This window comes from Arthrobacter sp. 4R501, from assembly GCF_002929755.1.
Classification (GTDB): domain Bacteria; phylum Actinomycetota; class Actinomycetes; order Actinomycetales; family Micrococcaceae; genus Arthrobacter.
Genome location: NZ_PJIW01000009.1, coordinates 124,618 through 149,105 on the forward strand (window position 1 = coordinate 124,618; position 24,488 = coordinate 149,105).

The following is a 24,488-nucleotide window of genomic DNA, read 5'->3' on the forward strand; positions in this document are numbered from 1 at the left end:
AAGCCGAAGCATGGCTACTGAGGATGGTCAGTGCCGCCGTGAACGCGCGGTACCCCTTTGTTCTTGCCGAACCGGGGGATGAAGCCTGGAACGTTGCGGGCATAGGCGAGGTAGTCCTCTCCGAATTCGGCGGCCATGTTTTTCTCTTCGTGTCTGGCGAGGCGGTGGTAGACGACAACGAGGATCGGGAACATGATCAGAGTCAGGAGGGTGGGCCACTGCAGCAGGAAACCGAACATGATGGTCAAGAACCCCAGGTACTGCGGGTGGCGGAGCCGGGCGTAGATATTAGTGACCGCCAACCGGTGCTCCGTCTGTGCCGCATACAAAACGCGCCATGCCTGATAGAGCAGGATGAAGCCGGCAGCTATGAGTACGTTGCTCAGCAGGTGCAGGGGGTTCAGATGCGGATCTCCTTGCCAGCCCATGAGGTCCTGCCACAAATGCCCTGAATTATGGGTCAAGAGGTTGAGATTCGGGAACTGGCTGCCCAGCCAGCCGGAGAGGAAGTAGATGGTCAGCGGAAAACCGTACATCTCCGTGAACAACGCGACGATGAACGCGGCGAACCCGCCGAAGGCCCGCCAGTCGAGTTTCGTTTTGGGTTTGACGAAGCTGAACGCGAAAACAATGAATATGGCGGAGTTCAGAATCACCAGGAACCACAGGTTGTACCCGGAGTCATCACTTGTCATGATTTAGCACCCCCGCCTCCATGGCCTCCATGACCGAACAGATGCATGCCAAGCATCCCCACCACGAAAATGTAGGGCAGTGCGTCCAGCACGTGCAGCCAGTGGTTAGTCAGCAGGTAGAACACGGCGATGATGATCAGGACGGTCAGCCCGCCACGCAGATACAGGGCCCTGCGGTCCTGAACGGGCTGCACGGGAGGCGGCGTCCCGGGCTGGCTGCCGCCCGAATGCTGGTGGTCGTGGTTCATGGCTGGCCTCCCGGCAGGACGGGCAGATGCTCGGCGAGGAAGTCCTGCCTCATGCCCAGCGTCGAGTCGGTCATCGTCATCGATGTCACCGCGTCCGGGGCGGACCCGGTCAGGGCGCGGATGGCGTCGATGGTTTCGGGTACGACGATGGCCTCGTTGTAGACCTGATAGGTCAGGTAGGCCTCGTCTCCTTCGACGGTGACAAGTTCCTCCCAGATTGCGACTTCCCACATGTCCCCGCGGGGCCGGCCAAGATCCTTCATCAGTTCGATGGTCGAGTTCAGGGCGACGAGCCCGTCAGCCATCCGTATGAACGCTATCCGCGGTGCGGCCCGCAGGGCCGCGAGGACCTCCTCCCTGCTGGCAGTGCGGGTGAGCTGGAGGGTCCAGTAATGGTTATGGGATTGGGTGTGGGCGCCCTTGGCCGCGATCGTGACGACGTCCAGATCGGGCAGGACGGTCCGGGCATCAGGGCCCTGGTGGGACGGTATTTTCGGTTCCGGGACCATGGTGTTCATGATCCCTCCGAGGTGTGATTCCCAGGGGTCGGTGGCACGGCGGATGAGGACTCCGCGGGCCTTGGCCAGCAGGCCCGCTTCCTGCAGGGCACCGAGTACCCTGACGATGCTGGTCGTGTTGCATGAGACGACGCGCGTCATGTCCCGGCCCAGGGCGCTGTCATAGTTGGCCTGCGCCACGAATGAATGCCCTGTGGTGTCATGGGATTCACCGCCCTGCAGGACGACTTTCACACCTGCCGCCCGGTAACGGGGCAGATTGCCGGCCGCCACATGTTTGGGTGTCGCATCGACGACAACGTCCGCCTGGGCCAGCAGGTCATCCAGGCCTCCGGAGATGGTCAGGCCTGCCTGACTCATGGCGTCCCGCGCGTCGTCGGTGGATGCGAACAGCGGAAAACGTCCCGCAGCGGAGCGGATCCGCCAGTCGGTGATGATATCGGCGACGCCGACCAGTTCCATGTCCGGCTGCAACAGGACCGCGTCCGCTACCCGCTTGCCGATGACTCCGTATCCATTGACGGCCACTCTGGTCTTACTCATTGGTATGCCTTCCCACTTGCGGTTGCGTTTCGTCGATGGCGGTTCTTAGCCCCGCCGGTTTTTGCGGCCTTCGGCACCAGGGGGAAGTTCATCTCTTCCCCGCCGGCGAGCTGCTCTTAGAGTCCTTCGACACCTATCCGCACAGCGGGTGCGCTGCAGGGCTGCAGCCGGATCCGGAGGTTTTCCGCGCTCAGGGACACCTCGATGCGGTGGCCCCGGTACCGCACCTGAAAGCCGGCCTTTCCCAGCCGGGCGGGGAGCCGGGGAGCAAAGGTCAGCGCGTCGGCCTCCGTCTGCAGGCCAGCGAAAGCCCGGACGACGACATCGACCGTCCCGGACATGGCGCCCAGATGAATACCTTCCCGGGTGGTGCCGCCCTGGGTATCGTCCAGGTCGGCGACCAGGGCCTCACGGAAGACCTGCCAGGCCCGGGATTCATCAATCCGGGCTAGGACCGAGGCATGCACCACCCGGCTAAGCGTCGATCCGTTGGCGGTCCGGGCCAGGTAGTACTCCACGGTGCGCACCAGATCGGGCTCCGCGAACGGATAGCCGAGCCGGTGCAGCTGCCTGATCACCCCTGCGGGACCCAGCAGGTAGATCAGCATCAGGACGTCAGCCTGCTTCGCGAGTTTGTACCGGTTGGTGGCGTCGTTTTCGGCTTCAAGGATCAGATCGAGCCGTCCGATGTTGCCGTACGTTGCCCGGTAACGCGGCCAGTCCAGCTCTGCCAGGTCTTCGTAACCGTCGAACTGGCTGAGGACTCCGTCGGCGTGGAACGACACAGCGAGCCTGCGGCTGATCCGGGACCAGTGGCTGATCTCCTCGGCGGTGACGTGCAGCCGATCCGTGAGGTCATCGCCGGGATGGCCCGTGAGTTCTGCCAGCACATCGGCGGAGCGTTCGCACAGCCAGGAGAGAAGGACGTTGGTGTACGCGTTGTCGCGCAGGCCGGTCCCGGGCGTGTCCGGGTACCCGTCGTGGTATTCGTCGGGCCCCATCACCCCGGAAAGGTGGAACCTGTCCTCCGCAGGATCATAGTCGGCCAGCGAGGCGAACATCCTGGTTACTTCGATGATCAGTTCCCCACCGCGGGCCGTCAACCAGTCCCGGTCCCCGGTGGCCTGGAAGTGCTGCCAGGCGTTGTAGGCGACGGCGAGTCCGACGTGCCGCTGACGGCTGGAGTTGTCCGGCATCCAGCGGGCGGACCGGGCGTTGTAGAGCTGGCTGGGCGTTTCCTCCCGTCCGTCGCTGCCGCTCTGCCACGGGAACAGCGCCCCCTGGAGGCCCTGCGCGTGTGCGGCGTCACGGGCAGCATCCAGCCGGCGCCAGCGGTACTCCAGCAGGGACCGGCTGACGTCAGGGAGCCGGAGTCCGATCACGGGGAAGACGAACAGTTCGTCCCAGAAGACGTGACCCCGGTATCCTTCCCCGTGCAGGCCACGGGCCGGCACGCCGGCATCCAGGGCTGCGGTATGCACGGAGATTGTCTGCAGCAGGTGGAACACGTGCAGGTTGAGGACCAGCTGGGACTGCCGGTCGCCGTCGAGGCTGATCCCGAACCGCTCCCAGAGGCGCCGCCAGGCCGCCTCGTGGTTTTTCAGGAGTGCGGTGAAGCCGATGTCAACGCGGGAAAGTCCGGCCAGGGCCGCGGTCTCGGGCGAGGAGATGGCGCCGTCGCGGGAGGTTGCCAGCGACGCGGTCCTGGTGATGGTGACCGGTTGACCGTCGGTCAGCCGGAGGTCGAACTGCCGCTGGTACCGTCCGCCGTCGCTCTCGGCCTCGCGGGGTGTTGCCGCTGGGGCGCCGTCGAACACCGTCCGGACGGCCAGTGCGATGCGTATCCTGCTCTGGCTGGTCTGGACGGCGCACAGGAGAACGCCTGCATCCACGTCCGTGAATTCAGGATCGGTCAGGTGATGCTGCCCGGTGCCGGCATAGTCGCGGACGTTGGTGTTGGCCACCCGGGCATCGATGCCTTCCCGGATACTCACGGTCCCGTTGAAGGCGTGGGCCGTCAGGGTCGTCTCCAGCGCGGCCAGGTGCGGGTTGTGCATGGAGACCAGCCGCCGCTGCACGACTGTGAGTTGTTCCCCGTGCGGGCCGGCGAGGGTTGCGCGGCGTGTCAACAGGCCCCGGCGCAGATCGAGCTCGCTTCGTTCCCCGGCGACAGGTATGTCTCCCGTGGACCACCACGGGCCGGCGCCGATGCGCACATCCACGGGCAGCCAGTTGGGGACGTTGACCAGATGCTCTTCTTCCAGGTCGCGGCCGTGAATGGTGCTGGTTGTCCGGTTGTAGACTCCGGACAGGTAGGTGCCGGGATAGTGGACGCCGTCGTCACGGTGTTCTGGCTGGGTGCCGCGTGTTGCCATGTATCCGTTGCCCAGGGCGGTCAGGACCTCGCGGTGGCCTTCGTGTGCAGGATCGAACCCGTCGTAGACCAGCGTCCACGGATCGGTGCGTGAGACCCCCAGGTCCAGCTCAGAGACGTCGCCGAGGACAATGTCGGCGCCGGCCAGTTCCAGCTGTTCCCGATGCCCGGCGCGGTCGATGCCGACGACCAGACCGAAGCCGCCGCGGCGTCCTGCCTGCACCCCGGCGGCGGCGTCCTCGATAACCGCGGCGTGCCCGGGTGCCACGCCGAGGCGGCGGGCTGCTTCGAGGAACATGGCCGGGTCGGGCTTGCCCGGCAGGCTCTGTTCGGCGGCGGTCTGTCCGTCGATGATGACGTCGAATCCGGTGTCAAGGCCGGCGGCGGTCAGCAGGGCCCGGGCGTTTCGGCTTGCGGTGACCAGGCCCACGGGGATGCCTGCGGCATGCAGGCGGGCCAGCAGGGCGGTGGTCCCGGGGTAGGCCCGGATGCCATTGCGTGTCACGGCCTGCAGGAACAGGTCGTTTTTGCGGGCGCCGAGTCCGTGGACGGACCAGACGTCCGGCCCGTCTTCAGGGCGTCCGGCGGGAAGTCGGGCTCCGCGGGAGGCCAGGAAGGCGGTGACTCCGTCCTCGCGCTGCCGGCCGTCGACGTACCGCCGGTAGTCCGCGTCGTCGTCGAACGGATCCCTCCTTGGGCGCCCGGCGAGCCGGGGGTCCTGAAGGACCGAGTCGAAGAGTTGCTTCCAGGCTGCCGCGTGCACGGCGGCGGTCTGGGTGACAACCCCGTCCATATCGAAAAGCACCGCCTGATAAGGCAGTGTTGCGCCATGCCGGGAATCACTGGAGGGGCGGCTGCCGCCCGCATGGACGTCCGTCATGCTACTCCGGTTCCGCTACGTCATCAGCCGGGTTGTTGGCGGGGCCCGGTGCGGACGTCCACTCCCAGTTCCGGATTTCCGGCATGTCTTCGCCATGGGCGCGGATGTACCGCCGGTGCTCGATGAGCTTGTTCTTGAGCTCCTCGCGCACATGCGCCGAAACGTCCTTCAGCCTGGGTACCCGGTCGATGACGTCGATGGCCAGGTTGAACCGGTCGAGCTGGTTGAGCACGCACATATCGAACGGGGTTGTGGTGGTGCCTTCCTCCTTGTAGCCGCGGACATGGATGTTGCCGTGGTTCGTCCGGCGGTATGTGAGCCGGTGGATCAGCCACGGGTAGCCGTGGTACGCGAAGATCACCGGTTTGTCGGTTGTGAACAGGGCATCGAAGTCCCGCCCGGACAGGCCATGGGGATGTTCCGTGTCATCCTGCAGGCGCATGAGGTCAACAACGTTGACGACCCGTATCTTCAGATCCGGGAACCGCCCGCGGAGGATGTCGACGGCGGCGAGGGTCTCCATTGTCGGCACATCACCGGCGCAGCCCATGACGACGTCGGGTTCCCCGTCCGCATCTGAACTGGCCCAGTCCCAGATGCCGATGCCTTTGGTGCAGTGCACGATCGCCTGCTCCATGTCCAGGTACTGCAGTTGCGGCTGCTTGCCGGCGACGATGACGTTGACGTATTGGCGGCTGCGCAGGCAGTGGTCGGCCACGGACAGGAGCGTGTTGGCGTCCGGTGGCAGGTAGACGCGGATGACATCGGTCTTCTTGTTGATCACATGGTCGATGAACCCGGGGTCCTGGTGCGAGAACCCGTTGTTGTCCTGCCGCCACACATGGGAGGTCAACAGGTAGTTCAGAGAAGCAACCGGCCGGCGCCACGGGATGTCGTTGGTCGTGGTCAGCCACTTGGCGTGCTGGTTGAACATCGAGTCGACAATGTGGATGAACGCCTCGTAGCAGGAAAAGAAGCCATGCCGGCCCGAGAGCAGGTAGCCTTCCAGCCAGCCCTGGCAGGTGTGTTCGGAGAGGATTTCCATGACCCGCCCGTCGCGGGCGAGATGGTCATCCTCTGGAACGGTCCGGGCATTCCAGGCCCGGTCGGTCGCGTCGAATATGGCCCCCAGCCGGTTGGAGTTGTTTTCGTCCGGAGCGAAGACCCGGAAATTCTCCATGTTCGCCGCCATGATGTCCCGCAGGAACGTGCCCAGGACCCGGGTGGATTCCACGGCCCCGGTGCCGGGATCCACCACGGGCACGGCATAGCCGGCGAAGTCGGGCAGGCGCAGGTCGCGCAGCAACAGCCCTCCGTTCGCGTGAGGGTTCGCGCTCATGCGCCGCCCCCCGGCCGGATGCAACCCGCCGACCGCCGCCACCGGAGCCCCCGCGTCGTCGAAGAGTTCCTCGGGGCGGTAGCTGCGCAGCCACTGCTCCAGAACGGCGCGGTGGCTGTCGTTTTCGCGGGCCTGGGTGAAGGGCACCTGGTGTGAACGCCAGCTTCCCTCCACCTTCAGCCCGTCCACTTCGGCCGGTCCTGTCCAGCCCTTGGGAGAGCGCAGGACGATCATGGGCCAGCGGGGCCGTTCGGTTCGGCCGTCCTCGCGGGCGCCACGCTTGATTTCAAGGATCTCGTTCAGGCAGGCGTCCAGGGTCCGGGCGAAGTCCTGGTGCATCTGTTCCGGGTCGGAGCCTTCCACGTAATAGGGTGTGTGGCCGTACCCGCGCAGCAGTGAGTCCAGCTCTTCATGGCTGATCCGGTCCAGGACCGTGGGGTTGGCGATTTTGTAGCCGTTCAGGTGCAGGATCGGCAGGACGGCGCCGTCCCGGCCGGGGTCCACGAACTTGTTGGAGTGCCAGCTCGCGGCCAGCGGGCCCGTCTCCGCTTCGCCGTCACCTATGACTGCCGCCACGATGAGGTCCGGGTTATCGAACGCCGCCCCGTAAGCGTGGGAGAGCGCGTATCCGAGCTCCCCGCCCTCGTGGATGGACCCCGGTGTCTCCGGTGCCACATGGCTGGGGATGCCGCCGGGGAAGGAGAACTGGCGGAACAGCCGCTTCATCCCTGCGGTGTCCAGGGAAATATCCGGGTACGTTTCGCTGTAGGTACCTTCCAGCCAGGCCGACGCCACCGGGCCGGGCCCGCCGTGCCCGGGGCCCATGATGTAGATCATGTCCAGGTCCCGGTCCATGATGGCCCGGTTCAGGTGGGCGTAAATGAAATTCAGGCCCGGGGTGGTCCCCCAGTGCCCCAGCAGCCGGGGCTTGATGTGCTCCGGGCGCAGCGGCTCGCGCAGCAGCGGGTTGGCCATGAGGTAGATCTGTCCCACGGACAGATAGTTCGCCGCCCGCCACCAGGCATGAATGCGGTCCAGCTGGTCCGGGCTGAGAACGGGTACCCGGGTTTGCAGCTGCTGATGGTCTGTCATGGCAGGTCCTGTCTGTCTGTGGAGTAACGGGGGACGGGCTGCAGGGGCGGCGTCTATCGGACGCCGCTTGGCTCCGGGGCAGGTTCGGTCTTGATCGTGCTGCCGGTGGCCTCTCCCTGCTCCGGCAGGCGCAGGCGTTTGAGTAGCAAGGCGTTCACGGCGACAATGACGCTGGAGCCGGACATCGAGATCGCGGCGATCTCCGGGCTGAGCCTGATGCCCAGGGAGTTGAAGAAGACGCCGGCAGCGATGGGCAGGGCAATGACGTTATAGCCGATGGCCCACCCCAGGTTCTGCCGCATCTTGCGCAGCGTTCCCTTGCCGATGCGCAGGGCGATGGGAACATCCAGCGGGTCCGAGCGCATCAGGACCACGTCGGCGGTTTCGATGGCCACATCTGTTCCAGCGCCGATCGCGATGCCCAGGTCAGCCTGTGCCAGGGCCGGGGCGTCGTTGACGCCGTCCCCGACCATGGCGACGCGCTTGCCCGCGGCCTGCAGTTCTGCGATCTTTGCTGTCTTGTCCCCGGGCAGCACTTCGGCGATGACGGTGTCGATGTTCAGTTGCGAGGCGATCCTCTGGGCGGTGGCCTCATTGTCCCCGGTGAGCATGATGACTTCGATGCCGGCTTCGTGCATCGCCGCGACAGCCGCAGCTGCCGTCGCTCGGACTGCGTCAGCAAGGGCGATGACTCCTGCCGCCCGGCCGTCCACCGCGACGAGGACGGCCGTTCGCCCCGTTGACGCCAGTTCCTGGCGTTGGTCGGCCACAGGGCCGATGTCAATGCCTTGGGCGGCCATGAGCTTGCGGTTGCCCACGAATACTTGGTGTCCCCGGACCGTCGCTCCGGCGCCGTGGCCGGGAACATTGCGGAACTCCGTGGCATCAAGTGTGGGCACGCCCCTGCCCTTCGCATAGTTGACGACGGCGCCGGCGAGCGGGTGCTCGGATTCCCGCTCCACGGCGGCCACGAGAGCCAGCAGTTCATCCTCATCGATGCCGACGGCGATGAAGTCCGTGACTTCCGGCTTGCCCTGGGTCAGGGTCCCGGTCTTGTCCATGACAGCGGCTTCGATACGGGCCGCTGTTTCCAGTGCGGTGGCGTTCTTGAACAGAATGCCCCGCTTAGCCCCCAGACCGGTGCCGACCATGATCGCCGTGGGAGTGGCCAGGCCCAGCGCGTCGGGGCAGGTGATGACGACAACGGTGATGCCAAAGAGCAGCGCGGTCTGGAGGCTTGCGCCGGTCAGCAGCCACACGGCGAAGGTGGCACTGCCGCCGATGAGTGCGACAAGGACGAGCCAGAACGCTGCCCGGTCCGCGAGCCGCTGCCCAGGGGCTTTGGAGTTCTGGGCTTCCTGGACCAGCGCGACGATCTGTGCCAGGGCCGTGTCCGCACCAACTTTGGTGGCGCGGACCCGTAGTGTTCCGGTGGTGTTGACGGTGGCGCCGATGACTGTGGAGCCAACCGTTTTGGCCACCGGCAGGCTTTCTCCGGTGACCATGGATTCATCAATATCGGATTCGCCGTCTTCAACGGTCCCGTCCGTGGGAATCTTTGACCCCGGGCGTACCAGCAGGAGGTCCCCGGGCACGACATCGGAGGTGGGAACTTCCACCGGTTCCCCGTTCCGGATGACCAGCGCCTTCGCCGGCGCTAGTTCCAGCAGCGTCCGGATGGCGTCGTTGGCCCCGCCCCGCGCCCGCATTTCAAACCAGTGCCCCAGCAGGACGAAGCTGGCCAGAACGGTGGCGGCCTCGTAGAAGACGTCCCCGCCGCCGGTCACGGTGATGACCAGGCTGTAAACCCAGCCGGCCCCGACACCGACGGCGACGAGGACCATCATGTCCAGTGTCCGGGCACGCAACGCCCGGTAGGCGCCGTCGAAGAAGATCCAGCCCGCGTAGAAGATGACCGGCAAGGACAGAACCAAGGCAAAGACGTCGTCCCGCAACCCGAAGGGGGCCGGTGCCGTGAACCCGAAGACGTCCCTGCCGATCGGTGACCAGAGAGTGATCGGCACCGAGAGTGTAGCTGCCACAACGAACCGGTTGCGCATGTCACGCACCATCGAGGCCATGGACATGCCGCCGTGGCCGCCGCCATGACCCATGACCTCCTGCGGATTCCTGGTGACCGGCCCTGCGTGCCCGGCGTGGGCCTGGGGTTCCTTGGCGGCTATCGTGCCGTGCCCGGGATGACCGGCATGGGACATGGCGGTGTGGTCATCGTGAGTATGGCCCTGATCCTTCGACGGGGCCGGGCTGACGCCGGCCATTGGATCGCAGATGTGGTCCGGGACGGAGAGCCCGGGGCAGTGGTAGCCGCATTTCCGTACCCAGCTGGCCAGCTCGGCGATGGAGGTCTTGTCTGGGTCGAACGTGACGTTCGCGGTCTGCGAGACCGGATTCGCTTCCACGCTGAGCACGCCCGGTCGGCGGGAGAGCGTGGCTTCGGCGACGCTCTTGGACGAGGCCCAATGAACACCTGGCACCTCCATGACCGCGGTTTGTGTCCTATTACTCATGACAGAAATTCCTCTCAGAGCTCGATAAGGCGGTTGAAAAAGTGTCCAGCCGTCGATCTCGTGGCGCGCAGGCCGGGTATTAGAGCGGTGGTGACAGGCCTGGAAATGAGGTCTCCTGATCTGACGGCCTGGTTAGTTCCGGAGTAAGTCCGCTCCAGATGCGTGGACACAGCGGCGGGACGTCGATGCCCTCGATGAAAAGTCAGGAGGGCAGAGGTCTCCTATACGCGGCTGATGGACAGCCGGATGAGCGATACAGGGTGCAGGGGTGCCCCGGGAACCTCGGGCAGCGCCCCGGTTGGCCGTGCTGCCGTATCGGCAGCCGGCGTGCTGCCAGGAGATCCCGGAACTGATGCGGCAAGGACGGCAGGCGACAGCACATCCGGGCAGGCCACCGACAAGCCCAGGTTCATGGGGCAGTGTCCAGTACGGGACGGAACTGGTTGGTTCCCCGGACCGTTATCCGCAGCGACAACTGTGTCACGGGAAGGGGTGTAGCGGAGGCTCACGACTTCAGCGGCTTCCGTGCGGACCGACGCGATGGTGTGCGAGCCAGTGCCAGGTCCGGTTGATGGCGAAGACGTCATCGGCAGGTCAAGAATGCCCGTTACGGCGAGGAGGAACGACAGGACCGCGGTGATTGTGGCCACGTTGGAAAAGGTCTGGTGCTGTCGCATCGAATGACGCACTTCTGCCCACCCCGTGTTCATCGCGAAAAAGAACTAGTAGGTTTCGCCCTATGCAGCGATCCTACCCGGCCGGTTGCGCGGAACCTCAAATCCTTGTCACGCAGGGCGGTCAGCCAGACGCCGACGACAATACCTGCCAGTGTAGCGAGGGCGTAGAAACGTATGGTCAGCGGACCGAACTGGAAGGCGCTGACGGTCGGGGAGGGAAAGAACAGGTCTGTCACGACAGGAGTGTTCATGGCCTTATTTGATGTAGGAGAAAACGCCCATCATGCCGCGTTCGGCATGGTAGGCGTTGTGGCAGTGGGTAAGCCACTGGCCCGGGTTGTCGGCGTCGAAGATCACCGTCACCGTCTGTTTGGGCCGGACGATGACGGTGTCTTTGCGGGCCCCGCCGCCGGATACCTGGAAGGTGTGTCCGTGCAGGTGCATGGGATGCCACATGTCAGTGTCGTTGACGAAATTCACCTGCACCCTTTCGCCGGCCTTGACGTCGAAGGCGTTCTCCAATGGCTTGGTCAGGTCGAAGCGTTTGCCGTTGATGCCCCAGTCGTATTTTTCCATTCCGCCGGTGAGACGAACTTCGTGGGTCCGGTCCGGGGTTTTGTCGGTCAGAGTGACGGTGGGGTCGGCCTTGAGTTGGCCACCATCAACGACGGTGCCTTCCAGTTTGTTCGGCAGCACTGCCGGCAGCGGTTGCTTGCCGGTGCCGGTGCTGATGAAGCCCAGGGCCTGGCCGATTTTACCTTCGGCCAGCGCCATCACGGGGGTGAAGCCTTCTGCCACGGTGAGCAGGGCATCGATGCGTTCGCCCATGCCGAGAACGACGGCGGTGACATCCTGGTGTTGGACCGGGAATCCGTCCGTGTGGGTCACGGTGAGTTTTTGGCCGGGGATTCCGACCCGGTAGGCGGTGTCCCCGGCGGCGTTGATGATCCTCAACCGGATGACCTGCCCCGTCGTGGCGCTCAGGATCTCTGCCTGGTCAGGTGCTTTGGAGTTGAAGAGGTGGAAGGGATAGCTGACGTCTCCGGCGTCGCCGCCAAGGAAGTCGCTGCGGGAGCCCATCAGCATGTGTTTCATGCCTGTTGATCCGCCCGAGGGGGAGGGCGTGGAACTCATGGATCCATGGTCCATGCCGGGCATGGAACCGGACATGGACATGCCGCCGGAGAGTTCTTTCACGACGTCCTCGGGGGTGCCGGTGATGCCGTCCATCCAGTCGTCGAGAACGATGACCCAATCCCTGTCGTACACGAGCTTTTCGGCCGGATCTTCGATGATCAGCGCTCCGTAGAGGGCGCGTTCGCGCTGCATTTCAACATGGGAGTGGTACCAGTAGGTGCCGGGGTGGGCGAGCCGGAAATCGTAGGTGAATTCGGTCCCTGCGGCCACCGGGTCCTGGGTGAGGCCCGGGACGCCGTCCTGGTCATTGCGCAGGGCAAGTCCGTGCCAGTGGATGCTGGTTGCGTCCTTCAAGTCGTTGACCAGATTTATGTTCAGCTGATCACCGGCCTTGGCTCGGATGGTGGGTGCGGTGAGGCTGCCGTTATAGCCCCAGGTAGTTACCGGCTTGCCAGCCACCGCTGCAGTGAAAGCCGCGGCGTTAAGAGACTGGGCCACGGCGTTCCCTGAGGAGGGCCGCTCGGTTTCATGTTCGGCGACCACACGGTCGGTGGGCATGACCCGTTCGGACGCCGCGGTTGTCGGTTCGGGGGTTTGGGTGCAGGCTACCAGCGCCGCGGCGGCGGCGGTGGCCACTGATAAGCCCAGGAAGTGACGTCTGTTTAGGTTGGTGTACATAAGCACTCCTTCAATCGGCGGAGCATGCGGCTTCGCGGGTGTCAGATGGGGGTGAGGAAGGTTCCGGAGAGGTTTTGGAGTTCGTAGATCCAGCGGCCCCGGACTCCGGTGACCATGAGGAGGCCCAGGATGATGAGCATAGCGGCTCCTGCGATATTCACGATCCGGATGTGGCGGCGGACGAGGGTCAGGGCCGAACTGACCCACCCCGGGCCCATTGCGTCAACGCGAACGGGATGCCCAGGCCGAGGCAGTAGGCGAAGGCCAGAAGTGTGCTGCGTCCGGCGCTGCCGGTCGTGACGCTTATAGACAGCACAGCACTCAGCACCGGGCCCATGCAGGGAGTCCAGACGAGCCCAAAAACGATGCCCAGCAGCGGGGCGCCGCCCAGGCCGGTCCGCCGGCCCAGGGTAAGTTTTCGGGTCTGCTGCAGCCAAAGCACCGGACACGGCGCCGGTTGCGCGGCTGGCCCGGGTCAGTGAGCCCGGACACGTACCCATTGTTCGAAGTGTGCCAGGCACTTACCGCGACGACGATCCCGCGCAGGGTTCTGTTTCGACCGCAAAGCGGGGGCCAATGATCAGGGTCGGGATCTTCGGCCCTTGCGGTGAGAATCATGTGGGGGACACACTGAGGGCAACGTTGTGAAGAACCTGGTGGAAGGCGGTGCTCGTGGGCGGCGACGGAGTGTTCAGGATCGTGGTGGGGGTGGACGGTTCGGCCCCCTCGCGCCTCGCGCTGGAATGGGCAGTCAATGAGGCGCGGCTGCGCCACGGAGAAGTAAAGGCCGTGACTGCTTGGCAGTTCCCGCCCGTGACGGTCGGGATGGAAGGCCTGGTCCATGATCCGGAGATCTTTCCCCAGGCCGCCCGCCGTCTCCAGGACGAGGCGCTGAGGCGGGTGGACAGCGGGGGAATGAAAGTAACTGGTGATGTTGTCCAAGGCAACACGGCCGGCGTGCTCCTGAAGGCGGCCGAGAACGCCGACCTGGTGGTGGTCGGTTCCCGCGGCCTCGGAGGATTCACCGGATTGCTGCTCGGCTCGATATCCACCCAACTGGTTCATCATTCGCCCTCCCCGGTGCTCGTAGTCCGGTCCCGCTCCGGTGGTGAGGAATGAGCAATCCGGCGACCAGCCGGACGCCACACCGCCGGGAGCAAAGACCGTGACAGCTGACCATTCCTCCCACCTGCATCCGGCCGCCGGCACCAGCCACGGAGGGGCGGTTCCGGCAGTGCGTACCTTTAGGGGCAGGCTCCACACACTGTGGCACACGTTGGTCGGCGCGGTCGGCCTGATCATGGGGCTCCTGCCGCACGTCCTGCATCACATAGGGCTGCTCGCCGGGACCGCGCTGGTCGCGGGATCCGGCGGGACCGCACTGTTCGGCGCGCTGGGGCTCCTTGCCTCCATTCCCATGCTGGTCCGCCTCTATAAGCGGTTCGGCAGCTGGGTTGCCCCGGTGCTGGGCCTGTTGGTCTTCGCCGCCATGTTTTCCGTGTCGGCGTTCGTCATCGGCCCGGCCATCAGCGGCACCGGAGGGGACGTCATCCCCGGCCCGGTACCCACCGTGGACCACACCAGCGAGCACACCGCGGGCCACTGACAACCAACAGGTAAGCCAGTAGAAGGGAGGCCCGGGAAAGCCGGGCCTCCCTTTGTCAGCCGACCATTGGATGGCTACTTCGCGCCGGCCAGTGCGTAGCCGGAGGACCGGACTGCCTCTGCCAGGGCCTCCGGGTCGGGGGCGCCGGTGACGTTCAGCCGGGACGTGCCGCCCGGGACGAGATCGACGGTTGCGGTCTGGACCCCTGATACGCCGGACACAGCCTTCTCAACGGTCTGGACGCAGTGTCCGCAGGTCAACCCGTCCACGCCGTACTGCGCATCGGAGACGTGGAGCTCCGCTTTGACTGTCGCCGAAGCCCCGGCCCGGGTGTCTGCGGCAGGGGAGCAGCAGCTGCAGCCGTGCTGTGCAGCGGAGGCCAGGGAGAGCTGGGTTCGTGATTCGGTGGTTCCACACATGTCAGTTTTCCTTCGAGAGGGTGGATGCAAAGGGGGGGGCTGTTGGGGATGAACGGCTGTAACGGCCCGGGGGGCCTGGACAAACCACGTCACTGACAACACCCATAGAATACCCCCTAGGGGTATACAATGCAAGAGTCACGCAGTATCTGGTCGACCTTCTGCCGCGGGTGGTGCGGGGGCCATTGGGCCCTATGCCGAGAGGGGCTGATGGGTCGAGAGTCAGGGTATGAGCAGTCTTCCTGATCCGCGTCTTCCTGAAGCACAGGGGCCCTCCCACGGCCCATATCAGCCCTGGACACAGACGCTGCTGATAGTCCTTATCGCCGCAGCGGCGGTCTACCTCGTCACCAACCACTGGCTCCATGCCCTGGACGCACTGCCCTATCTGGGTGTGGTGCTGGTGATGAGCTTTTGTATGTTCGGGCATGGAAGCCACGGCGGCCATGGTGTCTCTCATCAGGGGCACGGCGGGCTGGACAACGGGGACGCACCCGGACGCCCCGGGCCCGGGGGAGGGGCCGGCCATGTCCACTGATTACGGGTATGACCTGTGGTGGCTGGTGATCATCAATTCGGCGGTGTTCATCATTTTCGCGTTCAGTTTTGTCCGGCCCAGGACGAAGCTGGACTGGCGGGCCCTGGGCGGGTTTTCGGCGTTCATCGTGGCGCTGTTCACCGAGATGTATGGTTTCCCGCTAACCATCTATCTGCTCTCGGGCTGGTTGGGTGACCGGCTGCCGGGCGGGGATCTGCTGAGCCACAACACGGGTCATTTGTGGCAGGACCTCGCCGGGTGGCAGGGGGATCCGCACCTGAGCCCGCTGCATCTTCTGAGCAACGTGCTGATCGCGGCAGGGTTCATCCTGCTGTACCTGTCCTGGCAGGTTCTGTTCGCGGCCCAGCGGGACCACCGCCTGGCGGTCACGGGCCCGTATGCCAGGATCCGGCATCCCCAGTATGTGGGGTTTCTGGTCATCATGGCCGGCTTCCTGCTGCAGTGGCCCACCCTGCTGACCCTGCTGATGTTCCCGGTCCTGGTCATCGTGTACCTGCGCCTGGCCCGCCGGGAAGAACGTGTGATGGACGCCGAGTTCGGTGAAGCCTACGCGGCGTACCGTCGGCAGGTCCCCGGATTCGTCCCCCGCTTGGGGCACCGGTCACCGGACGTGGGGCAGACGCTGCAGAAGGGGCCGTGATGGGCCGGCGCCCTGGCAGGAACGCGGACACCGGTCCGGCGCCATTCTGTTCCTGGCGGTAAAGAACCTGGTTGGACAGGTCCCGAGGAAGGTTCCTTAGCCGGTGCCCGAGCTGGTCATGAAAATGACGGATGACGAACTGCGCGCAGTCCTGGCCGATCCGGCCGAGGACCCGGCCCGGATGGGACGGATCGCGGCCGAAATCGACGCCGGTTTCCGGCTGCTCTCGGGCCGGCTCGGCAAAGCAGTTACCGTCTTCGGGTCCGCACGCCCGGGCCCGGACGATCCCCGCTACCAAGCCGCGCAGACCCTGGGCTCACGCCTGGCCGGCGCCGGCTTCGCGGTCATCACCGGCGGAGGCCCCGGTCTGATGGAGGCGGCCAACCGCGGCGCCTTCGAAGCCGGAGGAACCTCTGTTGGCCTGGGCATCGAACTTCCGCGTGAACAGTCACTGAACCCCTACCTGGGTCTGTCCATGACCTTCCGGTACTTCTTCGCCCGGAAACTCATGTTCATCCGCTACGCCTCGGCATTCATCGTCCTGCCCGGCGGATTCGGCACCCTGGATGAACTTTTTGAAGCCCTCACCCTCGTCCAGACCGGAAAAATCCACGAATTCCCCGTGGTCCTGCTCGGCACCGGCCACTGGTCAGGACTCACGGACTGGATCCGCGACCACGTCCAGGATCAGGGTTTCGTCTCCGCCGATGACATCCGGCTCCTGCGCGTCACCGACGACATCGAGGAAGCCATCGAACTGATCCAGCACTGTCACCTGCGCCAGCTCGTCCTCTGAACCGGATGGCGGATGGATGAGCCCACGTGCGCAGGCGCCAGGCGCTCCGCCTGCTGCAACAATGCTCTGGATTACCGGCGTGTGGGGTTTGTGCTTTGTGGCCATCCGGCTGGGCCTGGAGGACGCGCCGGTGCTATGGTTCGCGGCCCTGCGGGCACTGATCGCAGCCGGTGCACTGCTGCTGCTCTGCCTGGTTCAGCGCAGGGGAATCCCGCGGGGACGGCGGACCTGGGCTCTGATAACGCTGTTGGGGATTGTGAATGTCACCGTTGCCTTCGCCGCGATGTTCGCCGGGACCGCGGGGATGGCCATCGGGGCCGCAGCGGTCCTGGCCAACGCCCAGCCCCTGCTGATCATCCTGCCGGCCTGGTGGATCTACGGCGAGGCCGTGTCAGTACGGATTGTGCTCGGCATCATAGCCGGGTTCGCCGGACTCCTGGTGGTCGGGGTGGCCAGCGGAGGCGGGACAGGGGCCTGGCTGTCCCTGCTTGCGGCCGCAGCCGTCACGGCAGGGACCCTGCTCTCGCGCGCCCTGCACGGGTCGGATCTGGTTGCGGCCAGCGCCTGGCATTTCCTGATCGGCGGACTGCTGCTGGCCGGGATGGCCCTCCTCAGCGAACCGGCCGCGGCGATCAACTGGTCCCCGCAATTCCTGGTGGTCCTGCTGTTCCTGTCCCTGGTGGGGACGGCTGCGGCGTTCCTGGCTTGGTTCAGGGAGGCGGGTCGGTCCCGCCTGAATCTGCTGACGGCATGGACCCTGCTTGTGCCCGTCATTGGCGTGGCAGTGTCCCTGTTCCTCCCCGGGGAACGTCCGCCCCCGTGGGCGGCGGCCGGTACCGGCCTGGTCCTGGTCCTGGTCTCGCTTTGGCTTGTCCTTCACCGCCCGGACGGCAGGACGGGCCAGGGCAGGGTGACTAAAGACTCTGCCGGCCGGAGCCGGAAAGGACGAAAGTGATCCCTAGGGAACCGGTGGGTCCGGGAATGGAGAGGGAGACAGCGATGATGTATTGGGATGGGAACATGGGCGTCTGGGGGTACATCCTGATGGGGCTGAGCTTCGTCCTGTTTTGGGGCGCCGTCATCACCGCCATCGTCCTTTTCTCCCGCTCCGTGGGAGCTGGAAACCGCCGGTACGAGGCAGGCGGCGCCGGTGCTGGCATCGCCGAACACCTGCTGGCGGAACGGTTTGCCCGCGGTGAGATCGATGAGAGCGAGTACACTGCTCGGCTCACTGTGCTGCGCCGCGGTCGCGGAACATGAGTGTATGGGCCCACACCTGCCCGGACCACGGGCCCTCCCGTGGGTATACGTTGGGTGTAACCGGAAAAGACGTCCCGGGCGAGAGCCCGTACGCAGTGAAGATCCAGGCACCTGATGGCCCCGCCGTTGCCCACTCTCGGACATTTCTGCGAAAGGACGCACTATGATCTGCTCACATCACACCGGGTCACAGGACCGGCACAGGCAGGATCAATCCCCGGCAGCCCCTGCTGCCCGCCCTGCAGGAGCAAAGCGGACGGAGGAGAGGCAATGACAACAAACCTCAAGAGCACCGTGGTCGAAGTCCAGGGCCTGCATTGGGCCACCTCCAAGGCGGTCGTGGAACATGTGCTGCGTCAGCGCCCCGGGGTGGTGGCCGTCGATGCGAACGCGGTCGCCCAAACCGCCACGGTGAGCTTTGACCCGTCGGTAACCTCCGTGGGGCAGATCTCCGGATGGGTACGGGACTGCGGGTACCACTGCCGGGGCGAATCGGTCCCGGACCACGTCTGCTACCCCATGGACGAAACCTCGGGCGACGCCGGGATGAAACACGGCACCGCGGTGAAACCCGGCGCCGGCCACCAGGCCGCCGGCCATGTCCATCCGGCCACCGCACACCCTGATACCGCCCATCCAATGGGTCATGCACACCCGGCGAAGGATGACCACGCCGGAATGCACGCAGGCCATGCCCCGGAAACGGCGGAACCGCATACCGGGCACTACCCCCCTGTTGTCGGCCACGACGGGCACGGCCAGCACGGTGGGGCGCCCCGGACCCCGCAGGACATGATGGGCCACGGCGGTCACCATGCCGGGATGTCGATGGATGACATGGTCAGGGACATGCGCAACCGGTTCCTGGTCGCCGCGGTCCTGTCCATCGGCGTGACCTTGTGGTCCCCGATGGGTCGGGACATGTTCGGCTTCACCGCCCGGACCCCGTTCGGGCTCCGCGACGACGTCATGGCCCTGATCCTGTCCCTGCCGGTCATCTTCTATTCCGCGTGGATCTTCTTCGATGGTGCCTATCGGGCCTTGAAGGCCCGCACCCTGGACATGATGGTCCTGGTGGCAATCGCCGTGGGCACCGGCTGGCTGTACAGCGTCTGGGTCACCTTCAGCGGCGGCGGTGAGGTTTTCTACGAAGCGGCAACGGTCCTGGCCTCCTTCGTGCTGCTCGGCCACTGGTTCGAGATGCGCGCCCGGGGCGGGGCGAACGAGGCCATCCGCACGCTCCTCGAACTCGCTCCGCCGGTGGCGCTGGTCATCCGCGATGGTGAGACGGTGGAGATCCCCACCTCCGAAGTCCAGACCGGGGACCTCCTGCTGATCAGGCCCGGCTCCAAGATCCCGGTGGACGGGGAAGTGGGAGACGGCCAATCGGAGGTTGACGAGTCCATGGTCACCGGCGAAAGCCTGCCGGTGACCAAGACCACCGGCTCGGAAGTGATCGGGGCGTCCATCAACACCACCGGCACGATGCGGGTCCGGGCCACCAAGGTCGGGGCCGACACCGCCCTCGCCCAGATCGTGGCACTGGTGCAGGAGGCGCAGAACTCCAAGGCCCCGGGCCAGCGGCTGGCTGACCGGGCAGCGTTTTGGCTTGTATTGGTCGCCCTGATCGGCGGAACGGTCACGTTCGCGGCGTGGCTCGCCCTCGGGGCGGGGATCCAGGCGGCCATGCTGTTCGCCATCACCGTTGTGGTGATCACCTGCCCCGACGCGCTGGGCCTGGCCACCCCGACCGCCATCATGGTGGGCACCGGGCTCGGCGCCAAACGGGGGGTCCTGTTCAAGAACGCCACCGCCCTGGAGGTCTCCGCCCGGATCGACACCGTCGTGATGGACAAGACCGGCACCCTGACCAAGGGCGAACCGGAAGTGACCGACGTCGTCGTTCACGGAATAAGCGAAAACGAACTCCTGACGCTGGCCGCAGCGGTGGAGCAGGAATCCGAACACCCGCTCGCCGCGGCCGTGGTCCGGCACGCCCAGGAGCACGGCGCACCTGCCCTGGCTGCCTCGGATTTCCTGAACGTTCCCGGTCACGGGGCCGGCGCTACCGTGGAAGGGCGCCGGGTGCTTGTCGGTAACCGTAAACTCATGGCCGACGAAGGAATCGATCTGGGCCCTCTGGCCGCGGTCCGCGATGAGCTCGCCGCGACCGGCCGGACCGCGGTGCTCGTCGCAGTAAACGGCCGGGCCGCGGCGGTGATCGCTTTGGCGGACGCCGCTAGGGAAACCGCTGCTCCTGCCGTGGCTGCCCTGCACGAGGCGGGAATCAAGGTCGTCATGCTCACCGGGGACAACGAAGCCACCGGCCGGCGGATCGCCGGGCAGCTGGGTATCGACACCGTCATCGCCGAAGTGCTCCCCGGAGACAAGGCTGCGAAGATCGCCGAGCTGCAGAAGCATGGGAGGGTCGCCATGGTCGGTGACGGCGTCAACGACGCCCCTGCCCTGGCCCAGGCTGACCTGGGCATCGCCATCGGCGCCGGTACGGACGTGGCCATCGAAACGGCGGACGTGGTCCTGATGCGCTCGGATCCGTTGGATGTGCCGATCGCGCTGCGGATCGGTAAAGGAACGTTGCGGAAAATGCGGCAGAACCTGGGCTGGGCCGTGGGCTACAACGCGATAGCGCTGCCCATCGCAGCAGGTGTCTTCGCCTTCGCCGGGATCACGCTCAGTCCCGAGATTGCGGCCCTGTCGATGTCCGGGTCCAGCTTCCTGGTCGCCGTTAACGCCCTGCTGCTCAAGCGGCTCCGGCTGCCCCGCCCGGAGACCCCCGAGGCCACCACGGCGCGGGCTTCCCGGCCGCTCGCCCCTGCCGGGACCCGGTAGGGCACGGGCGTGGATCTGGCCCTCATCGCCCGGGTGCTGTTCCTGCGGGCTGCCTGGCGGAGGCGGGACCGCTGGGACCCGGCCCGCATCGCCACCCATCAGGACCACGCCCTCCGCGAGCTTCGCCGCGCAGCCTATGCAGGATCGGAGTTCTACCGCCGCCACCACGTGGGCCTGCATGATGCTCCCTTGGATCAGCTGCCGCCCGTGACCAAAGCCGAACTGATGGAGCACTTCGACGAGGCCGTCACCGCCCCGGGCCTGAGCCTGGCTGAGCTCGAGGCACATCTGCGATCCTTGACCGAGGGTGGGGGAGACCCGGGATTGCCATGGAAGGGCCGGTGGTGGGCGGCAGCGACAGCCGGAACGACCGGCCGGCGCGGAACCTTCGTGTGGGACCGCACCGAATGGGCGACCGTTCTGGCCAGCTACGCCCGGGCGAACGACTGGGCCGGGATCTCGGCCGGGCTGACGCGGCCACTGAAGATGGCCTTGGTCAGTTCCCGCGTCCCCACCCATCAGTCAGCCGTCGTCGGCGCATCGCTGCGCTCCAGGCTCGTCCCGACTCTCCGTCTGGACGTCACGGACCCGATGCAGGAGACTGTCGCCGCGCTGAACAGGTTTCAGCCCAGGATCCTCGTCGGTTACGCCTCAGCGCTCAAACCCTTGGCAGCCGAGCAACGCGCCGGACGGCTGAACATCGCTCCGGAGGGGGTCATGTCCGCCTCCGAAGTGCTCAGCCCCCACACCGCGTCCGAACTGGAAGCGGCCTGGGGAAGTGCCCCTTTCGACGTCTACGCCGCCACAGAAACGGCCGGGATCGCCTCCCCCTGCATTTACCGGAACCGCCACGTTTATGAGGACCTCCTGATCATCGAACCCGTTGACCAGGCCGGCAACCCCGTACCCGCCGGGACAACCGGGGCAAAACTCCTCGTCACAGTCTTGTTCTCCCGGACCCTCCCGCTGATCCGCTACGAAATGTCCGACACCGTGAGGCTGGGCGGGCGGGGCTGCCCCTGCGGACGCTCCTTCACCGTGCTGGAGGACATCGAAGGCCGCATCGAAGACATCCTTCACCTGCCAGGCAGGCAAGGACCGGTCAGCATCCACCCCATCGTCTTCCACCACCTACTCGATGAAGCCGGAAGCGCGGGGTGGCAGGTCATCCAGGAGCCCCCCGGACTGCGGGTCCTCCTGGCGGGCCTCGCACCAGGAGCATCCATCGAGGGAGTTCGCGCCGCTGTCATCGGCGCGCTCAATGAGGCCGGCGTTGTGGAAACCCGGGTGGATGTGCAGTTGACCGATCACCTCGAACGGACAGCCCTGGGCAAGGCACCGTTCGTACGAGGGATCGCCCCACCGCACTAGCGTTCCTTGGACAGCTAGGACTGTTGTGGCCGGTTCAGCTGAGCCATGAGTGCACGGTTGACGGCGTGAGCGGCATCCAGGCCGGTGGATAGTGCTTCGAGCTGTTGTTGTGTCTGGTGGAGCCGCTGGATGGCTTCGCCGGTCTGCCGCAACAGGGCAGTGCTATGGTCCGTGAGTTCTTGGATGCGGACGCTTTGGGAGTGGGCGTCTGTGCCGTCGATTTGGTCATCGAGCAGTTCTGAAGTGCGTTTTCGGTGCCGGTCTATTTCGTGGCGGAGCAGCTGATTCTCTTGGCGAAGGAGATCGCGTTCGACTCGGAGCGATCCGGTGGTTGAATCTCTGGACCTCTGGACATGTTCACTGGAGAGTCTGGCCTGTGCGCTCCTGACTGCCTCCATGAGTGGCTCCTGCCGGACGAGCCATGGGCTGGCGCCGGCTCGGCGGGCAACCTCAGCCGCAGTGATGGGCGTCTGAGTGCGCTCCATCGCGTCGACGGTGGCCAAAACCGCCTGTCGTTAGGCTTTACTGTCCTGCTTTCATTGCCGCACCATGGCTGCCGTCTTCTGCGCGGGGTCGTTCACTGGGTGTCCTTAGGGCTGTCTGGTCTGAATCTGAGACTTCCGACCGGAATGAAGGGTTTCGTAACTGCGGTGGGGACATCGGCGCCGAGTCGTCGCAACACGGCGGAGGCCTCCTGCAGGGCGTCCCGTTCGGCAGTGGGAAGATCGGCCAGCCGTGACTCCTGGGCATGGATGAGGGAGGTGAAGGCTTCCATTTCATTCCTGGTATCGGTGATCAGTGAGGGGCGGAGGTTTTGGGCGATCTGCCAGGCGAGGTCTTCTTTCATCCGTTCGAGGTGTGCCTTGAGGTCCGGGAGGTGGGAGGGGTCTGATCTGAAGAAGGTGCAGCCGCCGCATTGGAAGCGTGCGGGGCACGCTTTGCCGCCTGCTTTGATGTTGGTCGGTTCGGTGCAGTTCCCGAATGGGACGGCGACGGCCACGGAGTAGAGCTCTTCGGTGACGGGTGCGTGTGCGCCGTGGGTGTCGAAGGAGAGCCTTTTGACGGATTCGATGGCTTTGCGTTTCCGGGCGTGGGTGACCGTGTAGTACTTGGCGGTGGTGTCAGCGGATCTGTGGTCCATGAGGCGGCGGAGGGTTTCCTGTGCGATTCCTGCGTCGGCCAGCCGTTGGCAGATGGGGTATTTGGAAACAACGACAGCGACATCTTGCGGGGACACCTACCAGAAGTGGAGCATGTGACGTTGGAGGGTGTCCGCTTCAGCGTGATGCACGAAACGGGTCCGGCGAAGGGCCGCGAGGCCCGTTGCGACCAGGCTGTTTCCCAATTCCGATGCACTGGTCTTGGAGCACAGCCACATCCCATGGGACACTGCAGCTTCGGGAGGACTCAGGCTGCTGAACCCGGGATTCCCCCACGGATCGCTCCGTGTCGTAGTGGAAAGGGCAGGCGCTCGCGTACCAGCCGACCCTTCGGTCCCATCCAAGGTGACAACCCGCCACTGAGGGCCCAGCGTGGCCAGCAGGCGTTTCCGGGCACTGGGGTTTCGACGGGCTTCCTGCACGCCGACAATATCAAACCTCGTGATCACCCAGGCCAGACAGGCATCCCCCTTGCCAGTCCCTCTTGGGTGGAGAGGACCAAACGGGTGCAGCCCTCCCGCGCCTGGGAGACGGTAGGCCCGCCAGCAGCGAGGTCAGCAGGTGTGCTCCGGGCTCCAACCGTGGAAGCCCTGGTGCATGCCGGGGTTGTGCTCCCCGTCGAAGCCCATCGTCTGGGTGCAGGTCCGCACGTGCTGACCGAAGTTGTTATCGGCTGCTGCGGGTGCGGCGAGGCCTCCGGCCAGGATCGCGACACCGGCGGTGAGTACAGCGGCATGGATCATCAGCTTGTGGATCATGATGACTTCCCTTCATTGTTTGGTGTCGCCTGGTCCGTTCCGGCGCGCCCGAGGGCGTCGCCGGCATAGCAAGGCAATCTGGCGCACGGCCAGAATCATTCTGGCGCGCGGCCAGCCTGCCCTGTAGGGCCATTGGTCCTGATCCCGATTCCCGCCGAAGGCTGCGAGTCTGGCGGAGGCTGCGGCGGCAGTCCACCAGGGGCCGATTTGGGTCCAATGACACTGTCTCCCCTTTTCGCTTCGGACCGGCGCGCTCCGGTCCGCGGCGGCGGTGGGTCCATAACGTTAGCGGGTTGTTCTCCGGCGTATGTATAGCAAGCGGGTCGATGCCGAGGAACTGGGCGGTTGCGGGGCAGTCCG

General features: G+C 65.6%; 23 protein-coding genes and 2 pseudogenes. 10 read left to right on the forward strand and 15 right to left on the reverse strand.

All coding sequences use genetic code 11. The features are described 5' to 3' along the window. Positions 1-14: 14 nt before the first annotated feature. From CXR02_RS10960 to CXR02_RS23190, 11 genes and pseudogenes are all read right to left on the reverse strand, one after another. The gene (locus CXR02_RS10960; RefSeq protein ID WP_104062023.1) at positions 15-695 is read right to left on the reverse strand and encodes an isoprenylcysteine carboxylmethyltransferase family protein; all 681 of its coding nucleotides are present in this window, start codon (positions 693-695) and stop codon (positions 15-17) included. Then, positions 692-943: a DUF2933 domain-containing protein gene (locus CXR02_RS10965; protein ID WP_104062024.1), complete on the reverse strand. Its 252-nt coding sequence runs from the start codon at positions 941-943 to the stop codon at positions 692-694. Before CXR02_RS10965 ends, CXR02_RS10960 begins: the two co-directional genes overlap by 4 nt. After that, positions 940-2,004: a type II glyceraldehyde-3-phosphate dehydrogenase gene (locus tag CXR02_RS10970; protein WP_104062025.1), complete on the reverse strand. Its 1,065-nt coding sequence runs from the start codon at positions 2,002-2,004 to the stop codon at positions 940-942. The genes CXR02_RS10965 and CXR02_RS10970 overlap by 4 nt, the downstream gene beginning before the upstream one ends. 116 nt (positions 2,005-2,120) lie before the next feature. Continuing rightward, complete coding sequence (locus CXR02_RS10975) at positions 2,121-5,258, reverse strand: beta-phosphoglucomutase family hydrolase (RefSeq protein ID WP_104062026.1); 3,138 nt, start codon at positions 5,256-5,258, stop codon at positions 2,121-2,123. A 1-nt stretch (position 5,259) separates the two neighbouring features. Beyond that, entirely contained in the window at positions 5,260-7,689 is a 2,430-nt protein-coding gene (locus tag CXR02_RS10980; protein WP_104062027.1) for a phosphoketolase, read from the reverse strand. 53 nt (positions 7,690-7,742) lie between these two features. Next, entirely contained in the window at positions 7,743-10,217 is a 2,475-nt protein-coding gene (locus CXR02_RS10985; RefSeq protein WP_104062028.1) for a cation-translocating P-type ATPase, read from the reverse strand. 221 nt (positions 10,218-10,438) lie between these two features. Next, complete coding sequence (locus tag CXR02_RS10990) at positions 10,439-10,867, reverse strand: hypothetical protein (RefSeq protein ID WP_146072511.1); 429 nt, start codon at positions 10,865-10,867, stop codon at positions 10,439-10,441. 146 nt (positions 10,868-11,013) lie between these two features. Continuing rightward, a pseudogene (locus CXR02_RS10995) lies at positions 11,014-11,145 on the reverse strand (prolipoprotein diacylglyceryl transferase); the annotation flags it as partial. 4 nt (positions 11,146-11,149) lie between these two features. Further along, a complete protein-coding gene (locus CXR02_RS11000) occupies positions 11,150-12,709 on the reverse strand; it encodes a multicopper oxidase family protein (RefSeq protein ID WP_104062030.1) in 1,560 nt (519 codons plus the stop codon). A gap of 41 nt (positions 12,710-12,750) precedes the next feature. Beyond that, positions 12,751-12,927, reverse strand: coding sequence for a hypothetical protein (locus CXR02_RS23185; RefSeq protein WP_308470679.1), 177 nt, complete (start codon positions 12,925-12,927; stop codon positions 12,751-12,753). Continuing rightward, complete coding sequence (locus tag CXR02_RS23190) at positions 12,897-13,046, reverse strand: cytochrome c biogenesis protein CcdA (protein WP_308470678.1); 150 nt, start codon at positions 13,044-13,046, stop codon at positions 12,897-12,899. Before CXR02_RS23190 ends, CXR02_RS23185 begins: the two co-directional genes overlap by 31 nt. 335 nt (positions 13,047-13,381) lie before the next feature. Between CXR02_RS23190 and CXR02_RS11010 the strand changes: the two genes are divergently transcribed. Beyond that, entirely contained in the window at positions 13,382-13,828 is a 447-nt protein-coding gene (locus CXR02_RS11010; RefSeq protein WP_104062085.1) for a universal stress protein, read from the forward strand. Positions 13,829-13,874: 46 nt separating this feature from the next. Beyond that, positions 13,875-14,315 carry a hypothetical protein gene (locus tag CXR02_RS11015; RefSeq protein WP_104062031.1) on the forward strand — a complete coding sequence of 147 codons (441 nt, stop codon included), beginning with the start codon at positions 13,875-13,877 and terminating at the stop codon, positions 14,313-14,315. A 74-nt stretch (positions 14,316-14,389) separates the two neighbouring features. Here the strand turns inward: CXR02_RS11015 and CXR02_RS11020 are convergent, their stop codons facing one another. Next, on the reverse strand, positions 14,390-14,734 hold the full coding sequence (locus CXR02_RS11020; RefSeq protein WP_104062032.1) for a heavy-metal-associated domain-containing protein: 345 nt from the start codon (positions 14,732-14,734) through the stop codon (positions 14,390-14,392). Between the two features lie 229 nt (positions 14,735-14,963). On the opposite strand from CXR02_RS11020, the gene CXR02_RS11025 reads away from it, so the two are divergent. The 7 genes from CXR02_RS11025 to CXR02_RS11055 all read left to right on the forward strand — a co-directional run bounded on the left by CXR02_RS11025 (position 14,964) and on the right by CXR02_RS11055 (position 22,210). Beyond that, positions 14,964-15,272, forward strand: coding sequence for a DUF2933 domain-containing protein (locus tag CXR02_RS11025; protein WP_104062033.1), 309 nt, complete (start codon positions 14,964-14,966; stop codon positions 15,270-15,272). Continuing rightward, positions 15,262-15,933, forward strand: coding sequence for an isoprenylcysteine carboxylmethyltransferase family protein (locus CXR02_RS11030; protein WP_104062034.1), 672 nt, complete (start codon positions 15,262-15,264; stop codon positions 15,931-15,933). The genes CXR02_RS11025 and CXR02_RS11030 overlap by 11 nt, the downstream gene beginning before the upstream one ends. Positions 15,934-16,036: 103 nt before the next feature. Further along, the gene (locus CXR02_RS11035) at positions 16,037-16,729 is read left to right on the forward strand and encodes a TIGR00730 family Rossman fold protein (protein WP_258060910.1); all 693 of its coding nucleotides are present in this window, start codon (positions 16,037-16,039) and stop codon (positions 16,727-16,729) included. Between the two features lie 61 nt (positions 16,730-16,790). Beyond that, positions 16,791-17,684: a DMT family transporter gene (locus CXR02_RS11040; protein WP_219816415.1), complete on the forward strand. Its 894-nt coding sequence runs from the start codon at positions 16,791-16,793 to the stop codon at positions 17,682-17,684. Positions 17,685-17,728: 44 nt separating this feature from the next. Then, a complete protein-coding gene (locus tag CXR02_RS11045) occupies positions 17,729-17,989 on the forward strand; it encodes an SHOCT domain-containing protein (protein ID WP_181037192.1) in 261 nt (86 codons plus the stop codon). Positions 17,990-18,259: 270 nt separating this feature from the next. Beyond that, positions 18,260-20,839 carry a copper-translocating P-type ATPase gene (locus CXR02_RS11050; RefSeq protein ID WP_104062036.1) on the forward strand — a complete coding sequence of 860 codons (2,580 nt, stop codon included), beginning with the start codon at positions 18,260-18,262 and terminating at the stop codon, positions 20,837-20,839. 9 nt (positions 20,840-20,848) lie between these two features. Beyond that, positions 20,849-22,210 (forward strand): phenylacetate--CoA ligase family protein, encoded by a 1,362-nt coding sequence (locus CXR02_RS11055; RefSeq protein ID WP_104062037.1) that lies wholly within the window; start codon positions 20,849-20,851, stop codon positions 22,208-22,210. Between the two features lie 14 nt (positions 22,211-22,224). Here the strand turns inward: CXR02_RS11055 and CXR02_RS11060 are convergent, their stop codons facing one another. Then, positions 22,225-22,608, reverse strand: a complete 384-nt coding sequence (locus CXR02_RS11060; RefSeq protein ID WP_146072512.1) for a hypothetical protein — start codon at positions 22,606-22,608, stop codon at positions 22,225-22,227. 179 nt (positions 22,609-22,787) lie between these two features. Next, positions 22,788-23,447, reverse strand: coding sequence for a hypothetical protein (locus tag CXR02_RS11065; RefSeq protein ID WP_181037193.1), 660 nt, complete (start codon positions 23,445-23,447; stop codon positions 22,788-22,790). Here CXR02_RS11065 and CXR02_RS22910 point away from each other — a divergent pair. Beyond that, a pseudogene (locus CXR02_RS22910) lies at positions 23,406-23,643 on the forward strand (metallophosphoesterase); the annotation flags it as partial. The gene CXR02_RS11065 and the pseudogene CXR02_RS22910 sit on opposite strands and share 42 nt — an antisense overlap. 281 nt (positions 23,644-23,924) lie before the next feature. Here CXR02_RS22910 and CXR02_RS11075 read toward each other — a convergent pair. Further along, complete coding sequence (locus CXR02_RS11075) at positions 23,925-24,128, reverse strand: hypothetical protein (protein WP_258060911.1); 204 nt, start codon at positions 24,126-24,128, stop codon at positions 23,925-23,927. Between the last annotated feature and the right edge of the window lie 360 nt (positions 24,129-24,488).